Consider the following 25,742-nt stretch of genomic DNA (forward strand, 5'->3'; position numbering starts at 1 on the left):
TATAAAAAGGAGGTTTATCTGTGGTTCAACCAACTCCGTATATCAATATTAATATTTTCATGTTAAAAATTAATTCCTTTGAAAATGCGTCGGCGGTGAATGTCGGACAAAATTTGTTAGCAGAGTGGCAAAACTCAGATAAAAAAAATCAGGGGTACGGACAGAATTTTGGAGATGCCAGCGGTTTTGTCGGAACAAAGAGCCATGTAGATGATCGAGATCAAGTGGACTCACCTGCCTCTTTTTCGCCAGCAGCTAAACCTATTCCAAGGAAGTGATGTGTGATGTTATTCTCACCCTCAGTCGTCAATGTCGGTGCTTTTAAAATCAATGCAATGGATCGGGGGGCATCACTGACGCTAGGACCTTATCAGCAGATCGATTATTTTCTCTCGATGAAATTGAACCAAGGTTTTGGTGAGGACAATGGAGATTGTTCACCGCTTGTCATTCCGATTTCAAGCGTACTCGATCCAGATATGGTGGACTCGAATTCAGTGAAAAACAGTGTGATTTAAACAAAAAAAGAGACCGGGATTCCCCGTGTCTCTTTTCTATTGTGTTTGATTCAGATGGCTTTTGCGTCTTGCGTAGGTAAAATACACAACGACACCAATGGCTACCCAGATGAGGAAGGCTCGCCATGTCTCCCATTTCAGTGTGGCAGCCAAGATCATACAAATGACCGCACTAATGATGGGAAGAACAGGAACAAAGGGTACTTTAAACGCTGTTTTCATATTCGGATGTTTTTTCCGGAGTATGATCACAGCGATCGAGATCACCGTAAAGGCCGCAAGTGTACCGATGCTGACTAAATTAGCAAGTGTTGATAAGTTGACGAAACCAACGATACATGCCGCAACAGCGCCTGTCAGCCAAGTGTTGGCAACCGGTGTCTTCGATTTTGGATGAACGTTTGAAAAGATTTTTGGCATGAGTCCATCTCGGCTCATGGCAAAGGTTAAACGAACCTGAGCGTAGACAAGTGCAATTAACACGGTCGTAATCCCAATAATAGCACCTGCCGATATAATACCAGCGACACTATTCAGTCCAACCACTTGTAAAGCAAAAGCGACAGGGTCACTGACATTCAGTTTCGTATAGTGAACCATGCCGGTTAAGACAAAGGATACCCCGATGTATAAAATTGTACAAACACCGAGCGCGCCAATAATTCCGATTGGCATCGCTTTTTGCGGGTTTTTGACTTCTTCTGATGCATTAGCGATTGCATCAAATCCAAGGTAAGCAAAAAAGACAGTTGCCGCTCCTGCAATCACGCCATGGAAGCCCATTGGCATAAAAGGTGTCCAATTTTCAGGTTTAACGTAAGCAAAGCCTGAAATGATAAAGAGGAGGACAATGGCAATTTTGATGAGCACAATGATGTTATTCAGCTTCGTGCTCTCTTTTACGCCTCTTGAGACAATAAAGGTAATGAGTAAAATAATGAGTGCGCCTGGCAGGTTAAAGATGGCCCCATCAGCGGCTCCGGGTGCAGCCGATAAAGCCTTCGGTATGTGCAGACCAAATCCACTGAGCAGTGATTGAAAATAGGATGACCATCCGCTTGCCACAGCAGAGAGCGCAACAACATATTCAAGCATTAAATCCCAGCCCATTAAAAAGGCGAGGAATTCTCCAAGTGTTGCGTAAGAATACGTATAGACACTTCCTGACACTGGAATGGACGAGGAAAATTCAGCGTAGCAAAAAGCAGCAAGGGCGCATGCGATCGCAGCCAAAATAAAAGATATAATAATCGCAGGTCCCGCATCTTTCGCAGCCGCAACCCCCGTTATCACAAAAATTCCAGTCCCGACCACACAGCCAATGCCAAGCAAGATTAAATCAAATGTATTCAAAGAACGGCTCAGCCGCTTCGTTTGACTTTCAAGCATGAGCTGATCGAGAGATTTTTTTCTAAATAAAGAACTCATGTTGACCTCCTAATGGATAAATCTTTTCGTAAGACGAATGTTAGTATATGCGTAAATGACAATTTAGTCAATTGGTTGAAAAACGCTTTAAATCACTAAAGTGTTAAATGTCACAATAGTCTAATGTGTATCAAAAGACATCCGCCGTCATTGACAGGCGGATGTGATAACAGGAGATTTACGTTTCTTCAGCAAATATTTTTTCATTGTACAGCACACTAGGATGGGTTGGGTAATGGGCTGAGGATGCAAGATGATGGGTTTTGGCTTGAGCCAAATCACCGAGCTGATAATAACAATAGCAAAGCTGAAGGTGAGGATACCATGTTTTATATTGTGTCAGTGTAAAGGCTGTTTCGATTTCAGGTGCCTTCAGTGCCTGCTCATACCAATAGATCGCTGCTTTGTGTTTATTTTGTGCTTTGAAATGATCCCCAATCCGGCAGCAGAATTCTGGACGGGGCTGATCATATAAGAAGGATCGCAGTAAGGAGGATAAGGCGGCTTCCTCAAAACCGACTGCATAATAGCAGTCAGCTAAATTTTGGCATGTGCGAATTTCATCCTCAATCCAGCATTGTTTTGTGGCTAAAAATTTGTGATAAAAGCGAATCGCCTTCACATGCTGCTTGTTATCTCGTAATTCATTGGCGAAGTAAAAGAGATCACGAGGTGTCATCTCTTCGCCTTTTGCAAGCATGTTTTCATAAATGCGCAGATTGCGTCCAGGCTCTCCGGCGGTTGTTTTTTTACGCTTTTGATGGGTGACGGCGATATCAGCGGGAAAAGTGTTGCCATACACTTGAAGGAATTCATGAACGGCCCCATACCACTGAAAGTTCAAGGCACGCTTGACGAGCCGATTTCTTCTATATTTAAAATTCACCTGACCGTCCTCGCTAAATCCAACGTGGTAAAACATCGAGACGGCATCTACTGCGGGATCAAGCGTCTGTTTGAGCTGAAGCAGTTTTTGCTGGTCCTCTTCAAGTAGGACATCGTCGGCATCCAGCCATAAGATATACTCTTTTGTCGCATGGGAAAAAGCGAAATTGCGTGCTTTTGCAAAATGCTGGACCCATTCAAAGTCGAGTACCTTTGCTGAAAAGGAGTGAGCAATGTCCTTTGTTTGATCCGTTGATCCTGTATCAACAATGATCATCTCATCTACAATGTCTTGAACAGAAGATAGGCAGTCAGCCAAAACCTCCTCTTCATTTTTCACAATCATACATAAACTAATGGTTATCATCTTTAGATCACCTCTTCATAGTGTATCGAGCATCAAAAGGAAACATTCTTTTCAGCAGCGGGTTTTTTTAAAACTAGTTTTCTGCTACTGGCTGATTTAAAATAAAGGAAGAATCTATGTAAGGGCTGATAAAATGAGTTTATTGAATGTAGAAGGATTATATAAAACCTATGGCGAAAAAACGCTGTTTGATCATATCTCTTTTCATATAGAACCAAAGGAACGCATCGGGTTAATTGGACCGAATGGAACAGGGAAGTCAACGCTTTTAAAAGTCATTGCAGGACTTGAATCATTTGAGGAAGGCGACATCACAAAGGCAGGGACACTTGATATCGAATTTCTTGAGCAAGATCCTGAAATGAGCGGAGATGAAACGATTCTCGACTATATTTTTTCAGGAACAGCACCAATGATTCAAACGATGAAAGCCTATGAACAGGCGCTGGCTGATTTAGAGCATGATCCACAAAACGAGGCAAAACAAGAAGCGCTTATGCGTATGCAAAATAAAATGGATCAGGACGACGCATGGGATGCGAACCTTTCGGCGAAAACGATTTTGACAAAGCTTGGCGTCAAAGATGTGAGCCGATCTGTTCATGCGTTATCAGGCGGACAGAAAAAGCGTGTGGCGATCGCCAAAAACTTAATCCAGCCTGCGGGTTTGCTGATTTTAGATGAGCCGACAAACCATCTAGACAACGCAACCATTGAATGGCTTGAGGGATATTTGAGTCAATACAGCGGGGCTGTCATTCTTGTAACCCATGATCGTTATTTCTTAAACCGTGTCGCCAATCGGATTTATGAATTAAATCAGGGGCAGCTTTACACATATAAAGGAAATTATGAAGTCTTTTTAGAAAAAAGAGCGGAACGAGAAGCAGAAGCTCAAGTAAAAGAAACGAAACGTCAAAATTTGCTTAGACGTGAGCTTGCATGGCTGAGAAGAGGGGCAAAGGCTCGAACAACAAAGCAAAAAGCACGTATCGGCAGAGTGGAAGAGCTGAAGGATCAAAAGGGACCTGATGCAAAGGGAGAGCTTGATTTTGCGATCGGTTCTCACCGGCTTGGAAAACAAGTGATTGAGGCAGAAGAGATCAGCATCACATTTGCTGGTCAAACCCTTGTGGACCAGTTCAGCGATTTAGTCGTGCCAGGGGATCGTATCGGATTTATCGGACCGAATGGAGTGGGCAAAACGACTTTACTCAATTGCCTGGCGGGTAAAATAGAACCGACGAATGGACAATTGACCATTGGACAAACAGTTCGCATTGGCTATTACACGCAGGACCATAACGAAATGAATGAAGAGCTGAATATCATTGATTACATTAAAGAAACAGCTGAAATTGTCAAAACGGCAGATGGCGTCATTGTGACAGCAGAGCAGATGTTGGAGCGATTTTTATTCCCTAGATCCATGCAGCGCACGTTTATCCGCAAGCTGTCAGGGGGAGAGCGCCGCAGATTGTATTTATTGAAGGTTTTGATGGAAGAGCCGAATGTTCTCTTTTTAGATGAGCCGACGAACGACTTGGATACAGAGACACTGAGCATTTTAGAGGATTATTTGGAGCAGTTCCCAGGCGTAGTCATCACCGTGTCGCATGATCGTTATTTCTTAGACCGAGTCGTCCATCGTCTGCTTGTGTTTGAAGGAAATGGACGTATTTCACACTTCCAAGGTGCTTACAGCGATTACATGGAGCAAGAAAAAGAACAGAAGCGGACAGAGACAAAACCAGCTGAAAAACAAGTAGAAGCTGCACCGAAAAAGAGGAAAAAACTATCCTATAAGGACCAGCTTGAATGGGATGGGATTGAAGATCGGATACAAGCACTAGAGGACAAACACCAGCAGCTCGAAGCCAGCATTGCAGAGGCTGGCAGTGATTTTGGGAAAATTCAAGAGCTGATGGACAAGCAAAAAGCCGTCGCTGAAGAATTAGAACAAGCGATGGATCGCTGGACAGAACTGTCGATGATGATTGAAGAATTAGAAAGTAATGAAAAATAAAGGTTGGCAAAAAAACTGTAGAGACATTCTACAGTTTTTTTTGATAAGAACATTTGGCATAAGCATCGTGCTGATGAATGGATTCTTCATTTCGACACTCAATTTGAAAGCCTTTGATCCAGTTTTGTTCATATAGCTCTGCTGCAATTAATCTCGCAACATCCTCTACAAAACGTGGATTTTCATAGGCCTCTTCTGTCACTTGTTTTTCATCTGGTCTTTTGAGTACAGGGTAAAGAGGCGCACTCGCATTAGACTCGATGATCTGCAGTAGATCTGCTTTCATGTCATCAGGGAGTTGACCTTGTTCAAACAGCTCTACCTGAATCGATACAGTGCCGCGCTGATTATGTGCGCCGTATTCACTGATTTCTTTTGAACAAGGACATAACGTTGTCACCTGAGCAGTGCAGCCAATATGACAAATCCATCCGTTTTCTTCATGAAAGTGGATGTCGTATTGCACGTCTGCATGCATCAAACCGGACTTTCCGCTGATGGGACTCTTTTTTTCCATGTACCACGGAAAGGAAACTTGAATCGAGGCAGATGGCTGATTCATATGCTTGGCAAGCTGTGCTGTCAATTCTTTTAAGGAATCCACATCAACCGGCTTTCCGCTCTCATAAAATGAGTGAAGCTGCTCGGTGAGACGGCTCATATGAATGCCTTTTTGATGAGCTGGCAAATATGTACTCAGCGTAAAATCAGCGGAAGCGGTTTGGTGCTGTGGAGCCGTTTTAGACAAAATATGTACAGGGTACGACACACGGCAAATTCCGACCTGTTCCAGATCAAAATAAAAGTCCTGTTCGGTTTGTTGGATGTCTATCATGTCCTCTTTTTGACAAGGTTTTGTTCTAGCGCTTGGCGGGACAGAACCGAATTGTGCGTGTCGTTCTTTTTTGGATGGAAATGAACACATAGGGTACCTCCTTTAAAACGTAATGATTCCTATTTATTCTGCATCAAACCACAATAGAAATCAAGTGATCAAACATTAACGTTTACGTTAAGGTCACAAAGGTGTATAATAAAACATGAATTGATGAGCAGGAGGCACTGGTGATGGAATGGATGAAAATTGATCAAGTGGCGAAAAGAAGCGGTCTGACGAAACGGACCATTCGTTTCTATGAAGAGATTGGTTTATTATCAGCACCAAAGCGGACAGAGGGCGGAGTCAGACTTTACTCAGAGGATGACATGGAAGAACTGGAGAAAGTGATGCAGGCCAAAGAAGTACTTGGCTTTTCTTTACAAGAGCTTCAGTCGTTTATGGAAATAGGAAAACAGCTTGAGCTGAATAAAGAAGGCTACCTGTTATCTCTTGACCCGAAGGAACGATTAGAGAAGCTGTTAGATATTGATGCGCAGCTGACTGTGCAGCATCAATTGATTACAAAAAAGCTAGAAACGATTCAATCCTTTAAAAAGGATCTTGAAATGATGAAAGAAAGAGCGGCTCATGCCATTGAGCAATTACAAAAATAAACACCTCAGCGTGTTTATTTCAGCGTGTAGACAAACCCTCGCATTCTTTGTCAGTCCTGCGTGCTGGTGCTCACGAATGTCAAATTCGCTCCGCTCCAGTACTCGTCCTTCCTAGACTGCAAAGGTTTTCTATCACGCTGAAAAAGAAGACAAAGAGCTAAAATAAAGTTCATTTTAGCTCTTTGTCAACAAAATAAAATAAACACCTCAGCGTGTTTATTTTATTTTGTTAAACAACTGTAGGAAAGGTTCTGATGGAATGAAGGAAGAAGAAGTTTTGAAACAGCGTACGAGTCTGCTTAGACAGCCGAAGGCCGTCTGGGCGGTGGCCTTTGCTTGTGTGATTTCATTTATGGGAATAGGGCTTGTAGACCCGATTTTGCCAGCCATTGCATCGCAATTACATGCATCTCCAAGTCAGGTGTCTCTTTTATTTACGAGCTATTTGCTTGTCACCGGCTTTGTGATGTTTTTTACCGGTTTTATTTCTAGTCGTATTGGTGCCAAATGGACGTTATTATTAGGACTCATCTTTATTATTGTCTTTTCTGCTTTAGGCGGTACTTCTTCAACCATTAATGAATTAATTGGTTTTAGAGGCGGATGGGGCATTGGGAATGCCTTATTTATTTCAACGGCATTATCAGTGATTGTCGGTGTGTCTGTTGGAGGAAGTGCGAAAGCCATCATTTTATATGAGGCGGCACTAGGTCTTGGGATTTCTGTTGGGCCGCTCCTTGGCGGTGAGCTTGGAACGATCTCTTGGCGCGGGCCATTCTTTGGTGTGGCAGTGTTAATGCTCGTTGCTCTTTTAGCCATTACCTTTATGCTTCCACCTATACAAAAGCCGCAGAAAAAGGTGAAGTTATTTGAAGCTGTTGGAGCCTTGAAATACAAAGGGCTTTTAACGATGGCATCTGCTGCTTTCTTATATAATTTTGGATTCTTTGTTCTTCTAGCTTATTCGCCATTTGTGCTCCATCTTGATGAGCATGGTCTTGGCTATGTCTTTTTTGGATGGGGATTATTTTTGGCTGTGACATCTGTCTTCTCAGCGCCGGTCATTCATCGCAAATTGGGTACATTAACAGCTCTTGTTGTTCTCTTTGCTTCGTTTGCTGTGATTTTATTCGGCATTGGAATATGGACATCACATGTGGTCGTGGTCATTTGCGGTATTGTCATTGCTGGGGGAATCCTCGGCATGATCAATACGGTGCTGACGACGGCTGTGATGGGATCAGCTCCTGTTGAGCGTTCAATTGCATCATCTTCATACAGTGCTGTACGATTTATTGGTGGTGCGATTGCGCCTTGGATTGCGGGAGTTCTCGCTGAAACTTACACAGCAAGTACCCCTTATTATGTAGGGGCGGCTGTTGTTCTCTTAGGAATGGTCATCCTGCTTCTTGGCCGTAAGCATTTGGTGAATATCCAGGCAGGTCATTAATAGAAAAAAGCCTTATATCTGCAAACGATATAAGGCTTTTTTGTCGTTATAATACTTTGGTTGTCCAGGATTCGCAATTCCAAGTTTCAGTAGCCACATCTTGATAAAATTCAGGTTCGTGGGAAATCAATAGGACGCTGCCTTTATATTCTTTTAACGCGCGCTTTAATTCTTCTTTTGCATCGACATCCAAGTGGTTTGTCGGCTCATCGAGAACAAGCAAATTGGTTTCTTCGTTAATGAGCTTGCAAAGGCGGACCTTCGCTTTTTCACCACCACTTAAAACAGACACACGGCTTTCAATATGTTTTGTCGTTAAACCGCATTTGGCAAGGGCAGCTCTGACTTCATATTGTGTGTACGATGGGAAGGTGCTCCACACCTCTTCGATACAAGTGTTGCTGTTTTGCTCTTTTACTTCTTGTTCAAAGTAGCCAATATGCAGGAATTCTCCGCGTTCCACCTCACCAGAAATGGGGGAAATTTCTCCAAGCAGGCTTCGGAGCAGTGTCGTTTTTCCGATACCGTTGGCACCGTATAACGCAATTTTCTGTCCGCGTTCCATTTTTAAATTCAATGGACGAGAGAGCGGTTCGTCATACCCAATGACTAAATCCTTCGTTTCAAAAATCAATTTCCCTGATGTACGTGCAGGTTTAAAGTGGAATTCTGGTTTTGGTTTTTCTGCCGCTAATTCAATCATGTCCATCTTATCGAGTTTCTTTTGACGAGACATCGCCATATTTCGAGTGCTGACACGTGCTTTATTTCTCGCGACAAAATCCTTTAATTCAGCCACTTCTTGCTGCTGCCTTTTATACGCTGCCTCTAGTTGCTGCTTTTTCACTTCGTACACTTGTTTAAATTGATCATAATCACCAACGTATCGTGTGAGTTCTTGATTTTCGACATGATAAATCAAGTTAATGACACTGTTTAGGAACGGAATATCATGTGAAATGAGGATAAACGCATTTTCATATTCCTGCAAATAGCGCTTCAGCCACTCAATATGCTGTTCATCTAAATAGTTGGTCGGCTCGTCAAGAAGAAGAATTTCAGGCTTCTCTAACAGCAATTTCGCAAGCAGTACTTTTGTACGCTGTCCGCCGCTCAGCTCTGTCACATCACGATCGAGCCCGAGATCTGTTAACCCAAGACCTCTTGCAATTTCCTCTACCTTGGAATCAATGATATAAAAATCATTGTTCGTCAGGGCATCCTGAATGACGCCTACTTCTTCTAAAAGCTTTTCTAGCTCATCAGGATCTGCTTCACCCATTTTTTCGTAAATGTCATTCATTGCGGCTTCCATTGAGAATAAATAATGGAATGCATCTTGAAGGACTTCACGAATGGTTCTTCCTTTTTCAAGCACGGTATGCTGATCGAGGTAGCCGACACGGACATTTTTTGCCCATTCGACTTTTCCTGCATCTGGCTCAAGCTTGCCAGTAATAATATTCATAAACGTTGACTTTCCTTCACCGTTGGCGCCGATCAAGCCGACATGCTCGCCTTTTAATAACCGGAAGGAGACTTCGTGGAAAATGGCTCTGTCGCCAAAGCCATGACTTAAATCTTTAACAGATAATATCATTTTTTACACCTCAAATAGATTCAAAACGGCTAGTGCCTCTCATGATTATATCGAACTGTCCGGCTCGATAAAAGCATCAAAAGAAAAATTGCGTTTCAAAGCTGATTTTGAGATACTTAAGGATAGATTGAATGAGGATAAAGGAGATCAACATGACGGAAAATTGGGCATTTTTTAAAGAAGCAAAGCCATTTATTCAAAAGAACTTTGAAGCGGCTGGCTTTGAGAAGCCAACAGCGATACAAGAACAAACAGCAGAGTGGATTACGGAAAAACGCGATGTGATCGCAGAATCACCGACTGGAACAGGGAAGACACTTGCGTATGTTCTGCCGCTTTTAAATAAAATTGATGTGACTATCAAACACCCGCAAGTCTTAATCTTGGCACCTTCAAGAGAGCTTGTGATGCAAATTTTTGATGTCGTGCAAGAGTTCAAACAAGGTTCAGACATCAAAGCTATTTCCTTAATAGGCGGGGCAAATATCAAGAAGCAGCAGGAAAAGCTAAAAAAACACCCGAATATCGTGGTGGCGACACCGGGTCGCGTACAAGAGTTAATCAAAATCAAGAAACTGAAAATGCACGAAGTCAAAACGATTGTATTAGACGAAGCAGATCAACTTCTTGTCCCAGAGCATATGAAAACGATCCAAGCGATCATTAAATCCACATTAAAAGAAAGACAAATCCTTTGTTTTTCTGCAACATTGAAAGAAGAAACCGTTCAGCTGATCAAAGACATTGCATCTGAACCAGAGGTATTGAGAATTAGCAGAAGCCAAGAAGAAGCGCAGAAGGTAGGGCATTATTACCTGTTATGTGATCAGCGCGACAAGGTGAAATTACTGCAAAAGCTATCACGGCTTGAGGACATGCAGGCACTTGTCTTTGTGCGAGATATTACGAATTTGAGCATTTATGCAGAAAAATTAGCGTATCACCATGTCGACCTTGGTGTGCTTCACAGTGAAGCGAAAAAAGCAGAGCGTGCTGTCATCTTAAAGGCATTTGAACAGCGTGAATTCCCGCTCCTCCTTGCAACAGATATTGCAGCAAGAGGAATCGATATTGATGATCTGCCATATGTGATTCATGCAGATATGCCAAATGAAGAGGGTTACATCCACCGTTCAGGTAGAACCGGACGCGCAGGAAAAGAAGGCGCAGTCATCAGTCTTGTCACACCTCAAGAGCAATCAATGCTGAAAAAAATGGCGAAAAAGCTGAATCTTTCGCTTGAAGAAATTGTGTATAAGCAAGGCCAGCTGCACCTTGCGCCCAAGCAGGCATAAGAAAAGGACCCTCCATAATTGGCGGGTCCTTTTTGTGTTATGAAATTTTGACAAGTTGTTTTCCGACATTTTCCCCTTTGAATAGTCCAAGGAATGCATCTGGAATATGGTCAAAACCTTCGATAATGGTTTCTTTGTAAGTCAGTTTGTCTTCTTTTACCCATTGTGCGAGATCTTTTGCCGCCTCTTCAAAACGATCAGAGTAGTTGGCAACAATGAAGCCCTGCATTAATGCACTTGTTTTAATGAGTTTTGTTTGCACACGAGGGCCAATGTCTTCGCTTGCACTAATGTTATAAGAAGAAATGGCGCCGCAGACTGGAATACGTGCAAAACGGTTCAAATGATTCATCACAGCATCAGAGATGTCGCCGCCCACATTGTCAAAATACACATCGACACCGTTTGGACAGGCTTTTGCAATGGCGTCATCTAAATCATTTGTTGTTTTATAATTAATGGTTTCATCAAAGCCCAGTTCTTTTAAATAAGCCAGCTTATCATCAGATCCGGCAATTCCAACGACGTGGGCACCTTTGATTTTAGCAATCTGTCCGACAACAGAACCAACGGCACCTGCGGCTCCAGAAATGACAACCGTTTCGCCTTCTTTTGGCTGACCAATCGCAAGAAGTCCAAAATAGGCGGTTTGTCCTGGCATGCCCAAAATCCCTAAGTAATAAGATAACGGCGCAATGGATGGATCAATTTTTGTCAGAGACTCTGCTTTGGCAGTAGAATATTCCTGCCAGCCAAGGAATCCAAGTACAAAATCACCTTTCTCAAATTGAGGAGATTTGGACTCGACGACTTCTCCGACCACACCACCCTGGATCACTTCATTGAGTTTAAACGGAGGTGTATAGGATTTTGTATCTTGCATTCGTCCTCTCATGTAAGGATCTACAGACACATATTTTGTTTGAATCAAGACTTCGCCATCTTGCGGCGTTGGTATATCAACTGTTTCAAAATGAAAAACATCTTTAGTAGGTAACCCTTTTGGACGTTTTGCTAATTGAATTTGTTTTTGTTGACTCATGTCAAATCCTCCCTTTCACTTGCAACCTAGATTTACATTAACATGATGCTTCTTTTCGTTCAAAACATACGGTCTTTTCCAAGCACATACAAAAAAGCAGCCACCATCTAAAAGAAGGGGACTACTTTTTTTGAAGAGAGACAGAAAGGAGCGGCGGGAGACAACCAAACAGTTGATACTCATCCGCATCACGTTCTTTTAACAAATATTCATTTGCATTTTGCATGGAGGCTTTCATCATATCGTGCGTCACAAAAGGAAAAAGGATATTTAAATATGAGGACAACAGGTCTTGTGGATCTTGTTCGATTGACTCGATATCTCCAATGTTAATAATAATAGAAAAGAGATAATCGATGCAGATGTGAAAGTGCTGTTCAGCAAACAAAGTAAGCGGCTTTGCTTTTGATTCTTCAGGATTCCATTTTTGAAAAAGCTGTTTCACCAAATCACTGACAACCCATGCATTAAACTGCTGCTCAGCTGAAAAATAATACATCAGCTCCACCCCATTTCTAGCCTCCAGTATAAGAATTGTACAACAAATGACAAGGAAAGCATACATTTTTTCAGAAAATTTAGTCATTTTTACAGTCTTTTTGTCAAAAATAAGTCCATAGACGCATTAAGTTCACAGAGTAAAAATGGATGTGCTGGAGGAAGGTTTAATGACAAAAGTGACGGGTAAAAGATTCGTAAGACGTTAAAGGAGGAATAATAAATGAAACCTGTTGTAAGAGAGTATTCAAATGATGAAACACTTCAAAGAGATGTGGAGCAATTAAAACAACTCGGTGTTGCAAGAGAGGACATTTATGTTCTGTCCCATGACGATGATCGAACTGAGCGTATTGCAAGCAATGCAGATGCCAATACGATAGGTCCAAAAGAAGTTGGACTCAAGCATGCGGTTGGAAACATCTTTAGCAAAAAGGGAGATGAACTCCGCAATAAGATTCACGAAATTGGTTTCTCAAAAGAAGAAGCTGAGACATTTGAAGAACATTTAGACGAAGGAAAAGTTCTTCTCTTTGTGACTGACCATGAAAAAGTGAAAAATTGGGCATAAACGCCATCGTAAAAAGCCTCTTACTTTTGTAAGAGGCTTTTTTCAGATTTTTGACAAAGGGCTAAAATGAACTTGATTTTAGTCCTTTGTCTTCTTTTCAGCGTGATAGAAAACCTTTGCAGTCTAGGAAGGACAGCTACTTGCGTGGAGCGAATTTGACATTCGTGAGCACCAGCACGCAGGACTGACAAAGAATGCGAGGGTTTGTCTACACGCTGAAAGCCTCTTACTTTTGTAAGGGGCTTTTTTTCATGCAGCGATAATTAAAATCTACCATATGTCTTTTTCACTATATTAAGGAAGGTTAAAAAATTAGGATAAACAGTAAAATGTCTAATTGAAAATATAGAAATATCAAAGGATACCATCAAAAAAATGAAAAAAGTAGTGAAAATATCACAAAAAACCATTCGGGAAATAATTATGATATCTTTATTTTTATCTCAAAATGAAATAAAAATCTTGTGTAATTTAGTAGATAAATTTCTTAGTTCTATTGGTTTAAGTTATATTTTTGTGTAGAAATAAGTGTTTTAAGGTCAAAAAACCACGAAATATACCTGTATTTTCAATTAGAAAATCATTCTAATGTTTAGGAAATAATTTGTTGACAAAATAATCTAAAAACAATATATTTGGCTTAATCAAGTCATTATGGAAGTAGTTGTTAAATTTTTGATAGGTGGATTTCAGGATCTATTCTGTAAATGATGATGCATTAAGACCTAAGGGAGAGCGCTTCTGAGGCAGAGCGATACTGAAGAAATATCTATTAGACAAAAAGAAATGGATGATAGATAGCTTAGAATGGTAGATTCGTTTTTCTACTATGCCTATTTCTCAATGATATGATTCAGTGTATTCAGAGGATCATCATAAAGAAAACGCTTTCTAAACGCTGTTAAGGAGGTGAACCCATATGAAGAAAATGTATAACAAACTAAGGCGCTGTAACAGTTGAATGGCTGGGGTTGTATGTGAAGATGAGTGCTGAAAAAGAAGAGTGACATGTGGGATGCTTCTCTCCTTTTTCAGAAAACAGATTTCCTAAAAAATCCATCTTTCATTTTATCATAAGGCTTTTTGCTTGAAAACCACCTTTGTTAGGAAAGGTGATTGTGAATTGAAGGAGGTCACGTGATGAAAAAGGCTTTGTATCATGAAGACAGCGGGTTGTATTTAGAGAAAATGCGCATGGCTTTTCAAGAACACTATGAGCAAAGAACAGATATGTGGTCCACTGATCCATCATTAACAGACGCTGCTGTGATGTCTCTCAAGGCATGGCGTTCCAGGGAAAAGGATGCACTTGCTTCTGTGCTGGATATCGGCTGCGGGAATGGACGGGCTCTTGAACATTTACAAGGACTGTCGGCATATACCGGCATTGACCTTTATGAGCATGAGGAATGGCAAGGATTAAAGAAGAGAAAAGAGGTTCCTGTCCATTTTTATCATCAAGATTTTATGTCCTGGTCAATTGATCAAGGGCGCGAGCTGACGTTTGATTTGATTTTAGATCATGGCTGCTTTCACCATCAGCACCCTGATGACCATGAACGATACTTAAAGCAGATTTCCTCGCTGCTTCATGAAGGTGGTGTCTTTTCCCTTGTTGTATGGGGAGAAGAGTGGAAAACAGGCTTAATCGGAGAAGATGGACGCTTCCATTTTTCATTCTCAGATACTCAGCTTGGAGAAAAGATTTGTACATCAGGACTTGAGCTCGTTTCGATTACACCATTACAAGCGAAGGCTGGGATCAGCCAGCATCATGTCATTGCTGTCAAAATCTAGTGCAAAGGAGGATAAACGCGATGTTTGATGTGATGGTTCTTGGTGCATACCTAGGCGGGTGTCATGCTTCAATCAATGTAGCTGAATTGAAGTACGGACTATTCATCCAATCAAAGGGCACTACCGGATGACGTGCATTTGAAGGACCAGAGCTTCTAGTAAAGGAGAAAGCAGCTCGAAGCTAGCAGAGATATTCTCTTAGAGAAAGAGCATGTCAGTTTCCATTCAAGAATCATCAAATGGTGTTGCTCTCTTACAGAGAATACAGCGTATGAAGCTCGATTTCTGCTCCTTTGTACTGGACAAGTGACAGTCTAAAAGAGTCTTTTATAAAAGGTACTGATGGATGATTGGCATCGCACATCTATTCAGCCAGTATGACAGGAAATTTCTCCTGAGCCATGATTCTAGCTGGAACCGGTGCTCAGGAAGCAAAGGGAGTGCATACACATATTCATCACGCCATCACTGCGCTGAGAGAGTTCAATGGGGTGCAGTGATGAATAGGGGGAGACAAATGAACAAGTTTGTAGCTGAACTACAATCAATGATTCATCATTTTACATTTCAAGAAAAACACTATTTGCTCGTGGGGCCAGTGAACCTGCCGATCTCTATTGAACATGAAGAAGTGCAGTTTACATGGTATGCCTTTGCGTCTGTAGAAGCTGATACAACGCCAACGGTTGAGTCTATTGTACAAATGAGTACCGAGCAGCAAACATTTTCCTCTTGTCTCCTTTTTGGCGACTTTGAAAATGAAGTGCCGCCGCTTGTGCGAATTCATAGTGTCTGCCAAACAGGGGATGTGTTTGGGTCACTGAAATGTGATTGCGGTCCACAGCTTGCATCATCGCTAAAAAAAATCACCGATTACGGAAAAGGCATGCTTGTGTATATGGCCAATCAAGAAGGGCGCTCTATTGGGCTGATGGCCAAAGCCTTCACGTATAAATTACAGGAAATGAAACTGGATACATTTGAGGCGAACAGGTTGATCGGCTGCGGAGATGATGATCGGCATTACGAGGAAGCAGCGGCTGTTTTGCACTATTTAAACAAAGGGAAACCATTGCATCTCTTAACCAATAATCCAGATAAAGTCGATTCCATTGCTGCTTACGGTCTTCCGGTTTTACGGTTTGATCATACGGTAGAAGCCTCTCTCTATAATGAAGCATATTTAAAGGCAAAAGCAGCATCAGGGCATATGGTCGATGAGAAGAAATTAATTAATCAGTAGATGAGTTTATTTAAAGAAGGCGGGAGAAAAGCGTGAAACCTGATATCAATTGGATTCAAATCCCAAGTGGCTATGCGACGATTGGAAGTAATGAAGAAGATATGAAAAAGGCATCAGAATTTTGGAAGGACAAACTTCTGAATCCAGCCTATGGCCGTGAGAAAAAATTTCAAAAATGGCTGTACAAAGAATTTCCATCTTATCAGCCGTATATGAGTGAATTTTTCATCTCAGATACGATCGTCACCAATGAATGGTATCAAAGCTATTGCGACGAGACAGGAAAGCCTTATCCAGAGAGCTTGACGAACCTAGAACTTGGCGGGGGAAAAGACCATCCAGCTTGGGGCATGGACATCGAGGAAGCTTTCTCATTTTGTCAGTGGCTGAGCGGGAAGCTTGGATATGAGGTATCGATCCCTACTGAGGAAGAATGGGAATATGCTGCCCGGGGCAATACGAGACATCAATATCCTTGGGGAGATGAGTTTGACCCCTCTTATTGTAATACGCACGAATCAAATATTGAAAAAACGACACCTGTCCGTCATTACGAAAAAGGAAGATCTCTATTTGGACTATATGATATGGGTGGCAATGTCGAAGAATGGGTCAACACCAAGTATCACATATATGAAGGTGGAATTGAGGTTGTAGATGATTTAACCGAGACACTAGGCAGTAATTACTACATTTTAAAAGGCGGCTCCTTCGCAAGAGGCGGAGATTTATGCAGAGTCGCAAGAAGACACGGGAAACACCCAGACCCTGTTTTTCGATTTACTGGTTTTCGTGTAGTTACTCGTCAAAAACAACATATAAAGGTGGGAGTGTAAAACCATGCATAGAGGACCGATTACATCCGTTTTATCAACTCAGCATGACCAAATTGTCTACACAGGTGGCTATGATCGCTGTATTTATAAATGGGACCGTGCCACGGGAGAAGGAACATTCATTGGCAGTCACGAGCATATCATCAACTCTTTATCCCTTTCGGAAAATGGAACGTATTTAGCGAGTGCATCGTCAGACTATACCATTCAATTATATGATACTGGCACACATACAAGAATTCGTACGCTATATGGTCATGCGGATGACGTGGAAGCTGTCGCATTTGCAAAGCAGGATACGCTTCTTGTATCGGTGTCCAGAGACAGAAGATGCTTAGTTTGGGATATTGAAACGGGAGCCATTTTAAGAGAATTTCATGGACATAGCAAGGATGTATTAGCTGTATGGATTCATGAGGATAAAGCTTATACAACTGGTGACGATGGCTATGTCCTAGTATGGCTCTATGAAACAGGAGAAATTGTAGGTGAAATTGGCCCGTTTGATTATGAGCTGGATACCATCAGCGGCAGCAATCAAAAAGAAGTATTCGCCCTTGGCAGAGATGATGGCACAGTTATCATTTATGATGCCGCTACATTACAGGAGAAAAAAATCATTAAAGCTCATTTACAAGGTGTGAAGCGTGTGAATTTTTCGCCGAGCGGTAACTACTTGCTTACAGCGGGTTATGACCATTTAATTAAGCTGTGGAATTATGAAACCGGTGAATTAATTGATACGTTGCTGCCTCATAAATATCAATGGGAGCGCTCGCTTGTTTGGACAGAAGACGAGCAAGCCATTTTAGGAGCCAGCTTTGGGAAAACGTATTGTGAATGGTCAATTCAAGAAGGAAAAGTGATCTCTGATGAGCAGGAATTGGCGACACCTTCTATTAATGATATTGCGTTGACTGAAGCGGGTGATATTATCACTGCATCAGATGACGGAAAATTCAGAAAGAATGGAATCGAAATCGCAAAGTCAACAGGTGTTCTCACAAATGGAGTGGCTGTTGCACGGGATGGAAGCTATTATGCATGGGGCGATCATGCGAGTCAGGTGCATATTGTACACGAGTCATTGCAGCAAATGGTCTCTTTTGATCTCAACACAGGTCCTGTCAATAGTGTGTATTTCCATGAGGAGGATCGTCAATTTTATATCGGCACTTATGGCGGTTATGTGCATGTCATTTCGACAGAACACTTAAAGGAAATCGGCCGTTCTAAAGCACATGATTGCGCGGTCAAAGCATTAAAGGTAGAAGGAGATCATATCATCACAGCGGCAGTTGAAGGAACCATCTGTCTTCTCGATAAAAAGAGTTTGTCCTTAACAGCAGAATATATCGGGGCGACAGAGCTGTTAAATGATGTATTTATTGATAGCAAAAGAGATCGTATTGCCATTGTCAGCCGTGATAAAAACGTCCGATTGTTTGATTTGCATACAGGCAGAATTTTAAATCAGCACAACGAGCATCAATATTCCATTAAATCCATCACTGTGACAGACTCTGGCTATATTGTGAGCGGAGACTATTGGGGATATATTGTGGTATGGAATCCAGAGCTAGATGTCAATACAGGTCCGATTCGAATTGCTAAGAATGGTATTAGTGCCATTAGACAACTAGGAAATGATGTGTATGCAAGCTCATATGACGGTGGTATTTATCATATTCGAGAAGATGGCACACATACGGAAGTACTGCGCTTATTTGAACAATTTCCGAAAGAAGTAATCTCTCATTAAGAAAAAGAATGTAAGCGGGGGATTCTCATGATAAGTGTTTGCAAGGAACATATGAAAAAAGGTCTGACTGTACTCAATTGTCCGCATGTGCTCCTCATTAATAAATATGAATGTCGCAAATGCTGTTTTTGTAAACAACGAGCATCATATAAACTGTTTTATTCCTTGCCTTACTATGATCGATCTGAAAAGAAACGGCTTGAGAAAGTATAGCACATGAGAATAGAACTCCTTCATTTTCTGAAGGAGTTCTTTCCCTTGAGAGAAGAAAGGAGCCCGAGATGAAAGACGATGTTTTTTATATGAAGCTGGCGATTGCCAACGCGAAGGCGATGAAAGGACAAACCTCACCCAATCCGCTTGTTGGTGCAGTGATTGTTCAGAGCGGTGAGATTGTTGGGATTGGTGCGCACATGAAGGCGGGCGAGCCTCATGCTGAAATTCATGCGCTGCAAATGGCAGGAGAAAAGGCGAAGGGAGCTGACATGTATGTGACACTCGAACCTTGTACACATCACGGAAAAACAGGCCCTTGCACCGAAGCGATCATCAAAAGTGGTGTGAAGAAAGTGTTGATTGCCACCCAAGATCCGAATCCGGTTGTTGCAGGTAAAGGAATTGCCTTTTTGAAAAAGGCTGGAATTGAAGTGGAGCAAGGTATATGTAAACACGAAGCAGATCGTTTAAATGCTCCTTTTTTTCATTTGATGCAAACAAACCTTCCTTATGTCATCTTAAAATCAGCTATTTCGATAGATGGGAAAATTGCCACGGCTGATCAAGAAAGCAAATGGATCACTGGAATAGAAGCGAGAACAGAAGTGCAGCGCTTACGTCAAGAAGTAGATGCGGTGCTGACAGGAGTGGAAACGATTATTCAAGATGATGCCGGCTTAATTGTAAAGGATTCATTCAACCATCAGCCCATTCGTGTCATTTTAGATTCAACATTAAGGATACCGCTTCATGCCAAATGCTTAACAGATCATAGGGCAGAAACCATAATTTGTACATCACAAGATTATGATCATCAAAAGTATCAACAGTTGATACAAAAAGGTCATCAAGTATTTGTCACAAGCGGAGAACACCGGACAGATCTTCAGGATGTGTTACACCTGTTGAAGAAGCGCTCTGTGATGTCAGTGCTTGTAGAGGCAGGGGGCAGTGTGAGTGCGTCATTTTTAAAAGCATCACTTGTGAACGAAGCTGTTATCTATATGGCACCTTTATTAATCGGAGGGAAAGATGCACCTACTTTTTTTGAAGGAGAAGGTGTGAAAAAACTAAAAAAGGCGATCCGTCCAGCGGATATTGAATATAGTATGGTAGGAAAAGATTTAAAAATGACGATGACATTTTAACGATGGAGAGAGGTCCTTGCACGCAGAGTGCAAGACCTTTCAAATTTTTTGATAAAAATAAAATTGTACATACACCTTTATCGATCATGATGAATACGATGGATGGGGGTGATTCTATGAGAAAATGTAGACAATGCGGAAAGATATACCCAACTCATTCGACAGACCACTACCAAAAAGGAAGCTGGTATGATGCGTATAAGGATGATGGCTGGGAATGTGATAGTTGTAAGAAAGGTAAATCAGACAAACCAAGGAAACCAGTAAAAAATCCATGCTGTGGAAAAGATCCTTGTGTGTGTGTCATTCAAGGACCGCCAGGGGGAAGAGGAAGGAGAGGCCCAGCAGGTCCGGCGGGTCCAGTGGGTCCAGTAGGCCCAGCGGGTCCAGCCGGCCCGGCAGGTCCACAAGGCCCAACAGGCGTTGGGTTAACAGGGATTGTAGCATTTGATCCAGCGGTAGCCCCGGCGTATCCAGTAGGTCAAGTGGTGACATATGATGGCAGTACGTATGTGGTAAATTCAGCACCACCAACAGGTACGCCTGATACATCGCCGGATTATACGCTTTTAGCAGCTGCGGGCGCAACAGGTACAGGACCAACAGGTGTCACCGGAGATCCAGGTCCGACGGGTGCAACAGGAGCCACTGGTGTAGGTCTAACTGGAGTCGTTCCTTTTGATGCGGCAGCGGCACCAGGATATCCATTGGGTCAAGTAGTGACATATGAAGGTGGAACGTATCTTGCAAACACAGCATCACCAACGGGTACACCGGATACATCACCAGATTATACGCTTCTAGCCGCTGCGGGTGCGACAGGAGATACGGGTGCAACCGGAGCAACAGGAACAGGAGCAACAGGAGATACAGGCGCAACAGGAGCGACCGGAGCCACAGGAGATACGGGTGCCACAGGAGCAACAGGAACAGGAGCGACTGGCGCTACTGGAGATACAGGCGCAACCGGAGCGACCGGAGCCACAGGAGATACGGGTGCCACAGGGGCAACAGGAACAGGAGCGACCGGCGCTACTGGAGATACAGGTGCTACTGGAGCGACCGGAGCCACAGGAGATACGGGTGCCACGGGAGCAACAGGAACAGGAGCGACCGGTGCTACTGGAGATACAGGCGCAACCGGAGCGACCGGAGCCACAGGAGATACGGGTGCCACAGGGGCAACAGGAACAGGAGCGACCGGCGCTACTGGAGATACAGGTGCTACTGGAGCGACCGGAGCCACAGGAGATACGGGTGCCACAGGGGCAACAGGAACAGGAGCCACGGGTGCAACGGGAGATACAGGAGCGACAGGAGCAATCGGAGCGACCGGTGCAACGGGAGATACGGGAGCGACCGGAGTAACCGGAGCCACAGGAGTAACGGGAGATACGGGAGCGACTGGAGTAACCGGAGCCACAGGTGTAACGGGAGATACGGGAGCGACTGGAGTAACCGGAGCCACGGGCGCTACGGGAGATACAGGAGCGACCGGAGTAACCGGAGCAACGGGAGATACCGGGGCAACCGGAGTAGGGTTAGCTGGTATTTTGGCATTTGACCCAGCAACAGCTCCAACCTATCCAGTAGGTCAAGTGGTGACATATGAAGGTGGAACTTATATCGTAAATACAGCGCCACCAACTGGCACACCAGATACGTCTCCAGATTATACGTTATTGGCAGCCGCAGGTGTGACAGGCGCCACGGGAGATACAGGAGCGACCGGAGTAACTGGAGCAACGGGTGCAACGGGAGATACGGGAGCGACTGGAGTAACCGGAGCCACAGGTGTAACGGGAGATACGGGAGCGACTGGAGTAACCGGAGCCACAGGTGTAACGGGAGATACGGGAGCGACTGGAGTAACCGGAGCGACAGGTGTAACGGGAGATACGGGAGCGACTGGAGTAACCGGAGCGACAGGTGTAACGGGAGATACGGGAGCGACTGGAGTAACCGGAGCGACAGGTGTAACGGGAGATACGGGAGCGACTGGAGTAACCGGAGCGACAGGTGTAACGGGAGATACGGGAGCGACTGGAGTAACCGGAGCGACAGGTGTAACGGGAGATACGGGAGCGACCGGAGTAACTGGAGCTACAGGTGCAACAGGAGATACGGGAGCGACCGGAGTAACTGGAGCGACAGGTGTAACGGGAGATACGGGAGCGACCGGAGTAACCGGAGTAGGGTTAGCTGGTATTTTGGCATTTGACCCAGCAACAGCTCCAACCTATCCAGTAGGTCAAGTGGTGACATATGAAGGTGGAACTTATATCGTAAATACAGCGCCACCAACTGGCACACCAGATACGTCTCCAGATTATACGTTATTGGCAGCCGCAGGTGTGACAGGCGCCACGGGAGATACAGGAGCGACCGGAGTAACCGGAGCTACAGGTGCAACAGGAGATACGGGAGCGACCGGAGTAACCGGAGCCACGGGAGCAACCGGAGTAACCGGAGCAACTGGCGCTACCGGAGCCACGGGAGCGACCGGAGTAACCGGAGCCACAGGTGTAACAGGAGATACGGGTGCAACAGGGGCTACAGGAACAGGCGCCACGGGAGCAACCGGTGCAACAGGCGCCACAGGTGCGACAGGATCAAGTGCGATTATTCCATTTGCATCTGGTACGCCAGCTGTTTTAACCACAATCGCAGGCGGTCTAGTTGGAACATCTAGCTTGGTCGGATTCGGTAACTCAGCCACTGGTGTCAGTATTGTAGGAGGAATCATTGATTTAACCGGAGCAGCAGGAACATTGTTAAACATGGCATTCTCCGTTCCAAGAGCTGGAACCATTACGTCATTTGCTGGCTATTTTAGCACGACTGCAGCCCTTTCTTTAGTTGGCACGAGTATTACTGTAACTGCTAGTCTGTTTGCTTCACCAACACCAGATAACAGCTTCACTCAAGTAGCGAGCGTTACATTGGCTCCAGCGTTAACCGGTGTTTTAACGATAGGGGCTATTACAAACGGTATCGCTACTGGTTTAAATGTACCAGTCACACCGCAAACAAGATTGCTTGTTGTATTCTCGGCAACAGCTACTGGTCTTTCCTTAGTGAATACTGTAGCAGGCTATGCAAGTGCTGGTTTATCCATCACGTAATAGGCACACAGGGATGACTCAATACTGAGTCATCCTTTTTTGTCTGTGTGAATTTTCTCTTAACTTCATGAGAAAAAATGATATGATTTTCTTAGAGTCTATTCGGGTGAATCTACTGAATTAGGGGTTGTGGCGGTGAGGATGGGCAAAAGGAAAGTCACTTTACAAACAAAAATTTTGGGGTTAATTATTGGTCTTTTGCTTGTTGTTATTGCCTTATTAACCATTTGTTTTGGTTTTTTGCAGACATCAGAAAGGCAGAACCAAGCTGAACAGCTGGCGGTGCAAACTGCTAGAACGATATCTTATATGCCGCCCATTAAAACATCGGTGGCCACGGGAGATTCGCAAAATGAAGAACAGGCTGTGCTTGAGCAAATGAAAGAGCAAGTAAGAGCGCATGCCATTTTTATCACCAATCAAAAAGGAAAGGTTCTTTTTCATACGAATCATGAGGATGTAGGGAAAACCATCAGTGTGTCGGAAGGAAGAAGTACACTGCTATTTGGAGGAACTTCCATATCAACGGGTGATTCTGATGGTGAAACCGTTGTCAGAGGAAGTGCTCCGATCATGAAAGAAACTGGCAGTTATGAAGAGATTATTGGGACAGTCAGTGTCGAATTTTTAAAAAGAGATATCGACCAAGCGACAGCTCATCAACTATTCAAATTAAGTTATATTGCCCTTCTTGTGCTCTTGCCTGGGGTTTTTGGAGCGATTTTTTTAACAAGGAGTATTCGAAAAGATATATTAGGGCTTGAACCGCATGAAATTGCTTCATTATATCGAGAAAGAGAAGCGATGCTGCATGCGATTAAAGAGGGAATCATTGCATTTGACCGTAAAGGTGCCATTACGATGATGAATACGTCAGCTGAACAGATGCTGCGCGTCTCTTCAACGCTGCCTCTTCATATTGATCAAGTGTTGCCAAATGCCAATCTTCTTTCCTATCTAAAGGTAGAGACGATTGAACCTAACATAGAATCAGTCGTCAATGATAAAACCTTCGTGCTAAATGTCAAAAAAGTGGTGCAGGACAATCGGGTATTTGGAGGAATTGTGAGCTTCAGGGAGAAAACCGAGCTGACAAAGCTGCTGGATACATTGACAGAGGTCAGTCAATATTCAGAAGACCTTAGAGCACAAACACACGAATTTTCGAATAAGCTGTACGCTATTTTAGGCTTGCTTGAGTTGAAACAAGTGGATGAAGCCATTGAGTTAATTAAAGAAGAGTATACACTTCAAAATCGCCAGCATGATTTACTCATGAAGCAAATTCGCTCTCCGAAGATACAAGCCATTTTACTTGGGAAGTTAGGAAAGGCATCTGAGAAAAAGGTTCATTTTCACATTGATGAAAATAGTTCATTGGAGCCGCTCCCAGCCCATTTAAGTTTATCTCACTTTATTACCATCATTGGCAATCTCGTAGACAATGCGTTTGAGGCTGTATTGAATAAGGAGAAAAGAGAAGTCAGCTTGTTCATCACAGATATTGGATTTGATATTATCATAGAGGTATCTGATTCAGGGGATGGTGTAGATGAAGGAGCCATTTCACAACTTTTCACAAGAGGACATTCATCAAAGGGAGAAGGGCGAGGTTATGGACTTGCCAATGTCAAAGAAGTGCTAGATGAACTTGGGGGCTGGATTGAAGTTGCGAACCAAAAAGAAGGCGGTGCCATCTTCACTGTTTACATACCGAAAGGCACAAAGGGGGAATAGGTTGTGATAAAGGTACTCATTGCGGAAGATGATTTTCGAATCGCTGCGATTCATGAATCTTATATACAAAAGGTACAAGGCTTTCAAGTGGCCGGCAAGGCAAAGAGTGCAAAGGATCTGTGGGAGGCACTTCAAAAAGAACAAGTGGATCTCATTTTGCTTGATGTCTACATGCCTGATGAGCTCGGCACGAACCTTTTGCCGCTGTTAAGAGAGCGCCATCCTGAAGTGGATGTGATCATTATCACGGCTGCAACGGAAACGATGCTGTTAAGAGACGCACTGCATTATGGAGTCGTTCATTATTTAATCAAACCAGTGACCGCACAAAAATTCACGCAGGTTTTAACCGAATATAAAGAGAAGAGAGAGTTAATCAATTCAAAAGAGGAAGTCAATCAAACGATGATTGATCTGTTTTTTGGTCAAATACAGGAAGAATCGCAGCAAAAGGATGAACGAGACTTGCCAACAGGCATTAATTCATTAACTTTGGACAAAGTGAAAACATTCATGGCAGCAGAGATGAACGGAATTACAGCGGAAGAACTCGGAGAAAAAATGGGCGCATCACGCACAACAGCAAGACGATACGTAGAGTATCTTGTGACAACGGGAGAATGCCGGGCAGAGCTGGCATATGGAATCATTGGTAGACCAGAACGAAAATATTATCCCGCCAAAAAACAAACGGAGTCATAAAA

At 43.3% G+C, this 25,742-nt stretch carries 21 protein-coding genes; 15 read left to right on the forward strand and 6 right to left on the reverse strand.

What is annotated here, in order from left to right:
• The first annotated feature begins 20 nt into the window (after positions 1-20).
• Both NSQ11_RS03660 and NSQ11_RS03665 read left to right on the forward strand, forming a co-directional pair.
• Complete coding sequence (locus NSQ11_RS03660; RefSeq protein ID WP_008344180.1) at positions 21-278, forward strand: hypothetical protein; 258 nt, start codon at positions 21-23, stop codon at positions 276-278.
• A gap of 6 nt (positions 279-284) precedes the next feature.
• Positions 285-518 (forward strand): hypothetical protein, encoded by a 234-nt coding sequence (locus NSQ11_RS03665; RefSeq protein WP_008344178.1) that lies wholly within the window; start codon positions 285-287, stop codon positions 516-518.
• Between the two features lie 36 nt (positions 519-554).
• On the opposite strand, the gene NSQ11_RS03670 is transcribed toward NSQ11_RS03665, so the two are convergent.
• Both NSQ11_RS03670 and NSQ11_RS03675 read right to left on the reverse strand, forming a co-directional pair.
• Positions 555-1,946 (reverse strand): amino acid permease, encoded by a 1,392-nt coding sequence (locus tag NSQ11_RS03670; protein ID WP_008344176.1) that lies wholly within the window; start codon positions 1,944-1,946, stop codon positions 555-557.
• A 178-nt stretch (positions 1,947-2,124) separates the two neighbouring features.
• Positions 2,125-3,198: a glycosyltransferase family 2 protein gene (locus NSQ11_RS03675; RefSeq protein ID WP_342501269.1), complete on the reverse strand. Its 1,074-nt coding sequence runs from the start codon at positions 3,196-3,198 to the stop codon at positions 2,125-2,127.
• A 133-nt stretch (positions 3,199-3,331) separates the two neighbouring features.
• Here NSQ11_RS03675 and NSQ11_RS03680 point away from each other — a divergent pair, with 133 nt between their 5' ends.
• Positions 3,332-5,224: an ABC-F family ATP-binding cassette domain-containing protein gene (locus NSQ11_RS03680; protein ID WP_025206900.1), complete on the forward strand. Its 1,893-nt coding sequence runs from the start codon at positions 3,332-3,334 to the stop codon at positions 5,222-5,224.
• Between the two features lie 28 nt (positions 5,225-5,252).
• Here the strand turns inward: NSQ11_RS03680 and folE2 are convergent, their stop codons facing one another.
• Positions 5,253-6,149, reverse strand: a complete 897-nt coding sequence (folE2, locus tag NSQ11_RS03685; protein WP_057078344.1) for a GTP cyclohydrolase FolE2 — start codon at positions 6,147-6,149, stop codon at positions 5,253-5,255.
• Positions 6,150-6,292: 143 nt separating this feature from the next.
• Between folE2 and NSQ11_RS03690 the strand changes: the two genes are divergently transcribed.
• Positions 6,293-6,718: a MerR family transcriptional regulator gene (locus NSQ11_RS03690; RefSeq protein WP_017366797.1), complete on the forward strand. Its 426-nt coding sequence runs from the start codon at positions 6,293-6,295 to the stop codon at positions 6,716-6,718.
• Positions 6,719-6,977: 259 nt separating this feature from the next.
• Complete coding sequence (locus tag NSQ11_RS03695; protein WP_057078343.1) at positions 6,978-8,168, forward strand: MFS transporter; 1,191 nt, start codon at positions 6,978-6,980, stop codon at positions 8,166-8,168.
• 46 nt (positions 8,169-8,214) lie between these two features.
• On the opposite strand, the gene NSQ11_RS03700 is transcribed toward NSQ11_RS03695, so the two are convergent.
• Positions 8,215-9,768, reverse strand: a complete 1,554-nt coding sequence (locus tag NSQ11_RS03700) for an ABC-F family ATP-binding cassette domain-containing protein (protein WP_008343192.1) — start codon at positions 9,766-9,768, stop codon at positions 8,215-8,217.
• 152 nt (positions 9,769-9,920) lie between these two features.
• On the opposite strand from NSQ11_RS03700, the gene NSQ11_RS03705 reads away from it, so the two are divergent.
• The gene (locus tag NSQ11_RS03705) at positions 9,921-11,063 is read left to right on the forward strand and encodes a DEAD/DEAH box helicase (protein ID WP_008343190.1); all 1,143 of its coding nucleotides are present in this window, start codon (positions 9,921-9,923) and stop codon (positions 11,061-11,063) included.
• A gap of 37 nt (positions 11,064-11,100) precedes the next feature.
• On the opposite strand, the gene NSQ11_RS03710 is transcribed toward NSQ11_RS03705, so the two are convergent.
• Entirely contained in the window at positions 11,101-12,105 is a 1,005-nt protein-coding gene (locus NSQ11_RS03710) for an NADP-dependent oxidoreductase (RefSeq protein WP_008343189.1), read from the reverse strand.
• A gap of 121 nt (positions 12,106-12,226) precedes the next feature.
• The gene (locus NSQ11_RS03715; protein ID WP_017366799.1) at positions 12,227-12,604 is read right to left on the reverse strand and encodes a YfmB family protein; all 378 of its coding nucleotides are present in this window, start codon (positions 12,602-12,604) and stop codon (positions 12,227-12,229) included.
• 222 nt (positions 12,605-12,826) lie between these two features.
• On the opposite strand from NSQ11_RS03715, the gene NSQ11_RS03720 reads away from it, so the two are divergent.
• The 9 genes from NSQ11_RS03720 (at position 12,827) to NSQ11_RS03760 (ending at position 25,740) form a co-directional block, all read left to right on the forward strand.
• On the forward strand, positions 12,827-13,174 hold the full coding sequence (locus NSQ11_RS03720; RefSeq protein ID WP_007496775.1) for a general stress protein: 348 nt from the start codon (positions 12,827-12,829) through the stop codon (positions 13,172-13,174).
• 1,140 nt (positions 13,175-14,314) lie between these two features.
• Complete coding sequence (locus NSQ11_RS03725) at positions 14,315-14,971, forward strand: methyltransferase domain-containing protein (protein WP_019743853.1); 657 nt, start codon at positions 14,315-14,317, stop codon at positions 14,969-14,971.
• A gap of 517 nt (positions 14,972-15,488) precedes the next feature.
• Positions 15,489-16,214: a GTP cyclohydrolase II gene (locus tag NSQ11_RS03730; RefSeq protein ID WP_017360404.1), complete on the forward strand. Its 726-nt coding sequence runs from the start codon at positions 15,489-15,491 to the stop codon at positions 16,212-16,214.
• A gap of 32 nt (positions 16,215-16,246) precedes the next feature.
• Positions 16,247-17,050 (forward strand): SUMF1/EgtB/PvdO family nonheme iron enzyme, encoded by an 804-nt coding sequence (locus NSQ11_RS03735; protein WP_342501270.1) that lies wholly within the window; start codon positions 16,247-16,249, stop codon positions 17,048-17,050.
• A gap of 4 nt (positions 17,051-17,054) precedes the next feature.
• A complete protein-coding gene (locus tag NSQ11_RS03740; protein WP_046527041.1) occupies positions 17,055-18,812 on the forward strand; it encodes a WD40 repeat domain-containing protein in 1,758 nt (585 codons plus the stop codon).
• 281 nt (positions 18,813-19,093) lie between these two features.
• Positions 19,094-20,176, forward strand: a complete 1,083-nt coding sequence (gene ribD, locus NSQ11_RS03745; RefSeq protein ID WP_076822827.1) for a bifunctional diaminohydroxyphosphoribosylaminopyrimidine deaminase/5-amino-6-(5-phosphoribosylamino)uracil reductase RibD — start codon at positions 19,094-19,096, stop codon at positions 20,174-20,176.
• 116 nt (positions 20,177-20,292) lie between these two features.
• Positions 20,293-23,301: an exosporium glycoprotein BclB-related protein gene (locus tag NSQ11_RS03750; RefSeq protein WP_342501271.1), complete on the forward strand. Its 3,009-nt coding sequence runs from the start codon at positions 20,293-20,295 to the stop codon at positions 23,299-23,301.
• A gap of 141 nt (positions 23,302-23,442) precedes the next feature.
• On the forward strand, positions 23,443-25,038 hold the full coding sequence (locus tag NSQ11_RS03755; RefSeq protein WP_008341782.1) for a sensor histidine kinase: 1,596 nt from the start codon (positions 23,443-23,445) through the stop codon (positions 25,036-25,038).
• Between the two features lie 3 nt (positions 25,039-25,041).
• Positions 25,042-25,740: a response regulator gene (locus NSQ11_RS03760; protein ID WP_025206910.1), complete on the forward strand. Its 699-nt coding sequence runs from the start codon at positions 25,042-25,044 to the stop codon at positions 25,738-25,740.
• Positions 25,741-25,742: the final 2 nt, after the last annotated feature.

Origin of the sequence: Bacillus sp. FSL W7-1582, from assembly GCF_038593325.1 — a bacterium.
Taxonomy (GTDB): domain Bacteria; phylum Bacillota; class Bacilli; order Bacillales; family Bacillaceae; genus Bacillus; species Bacillus altitudinis.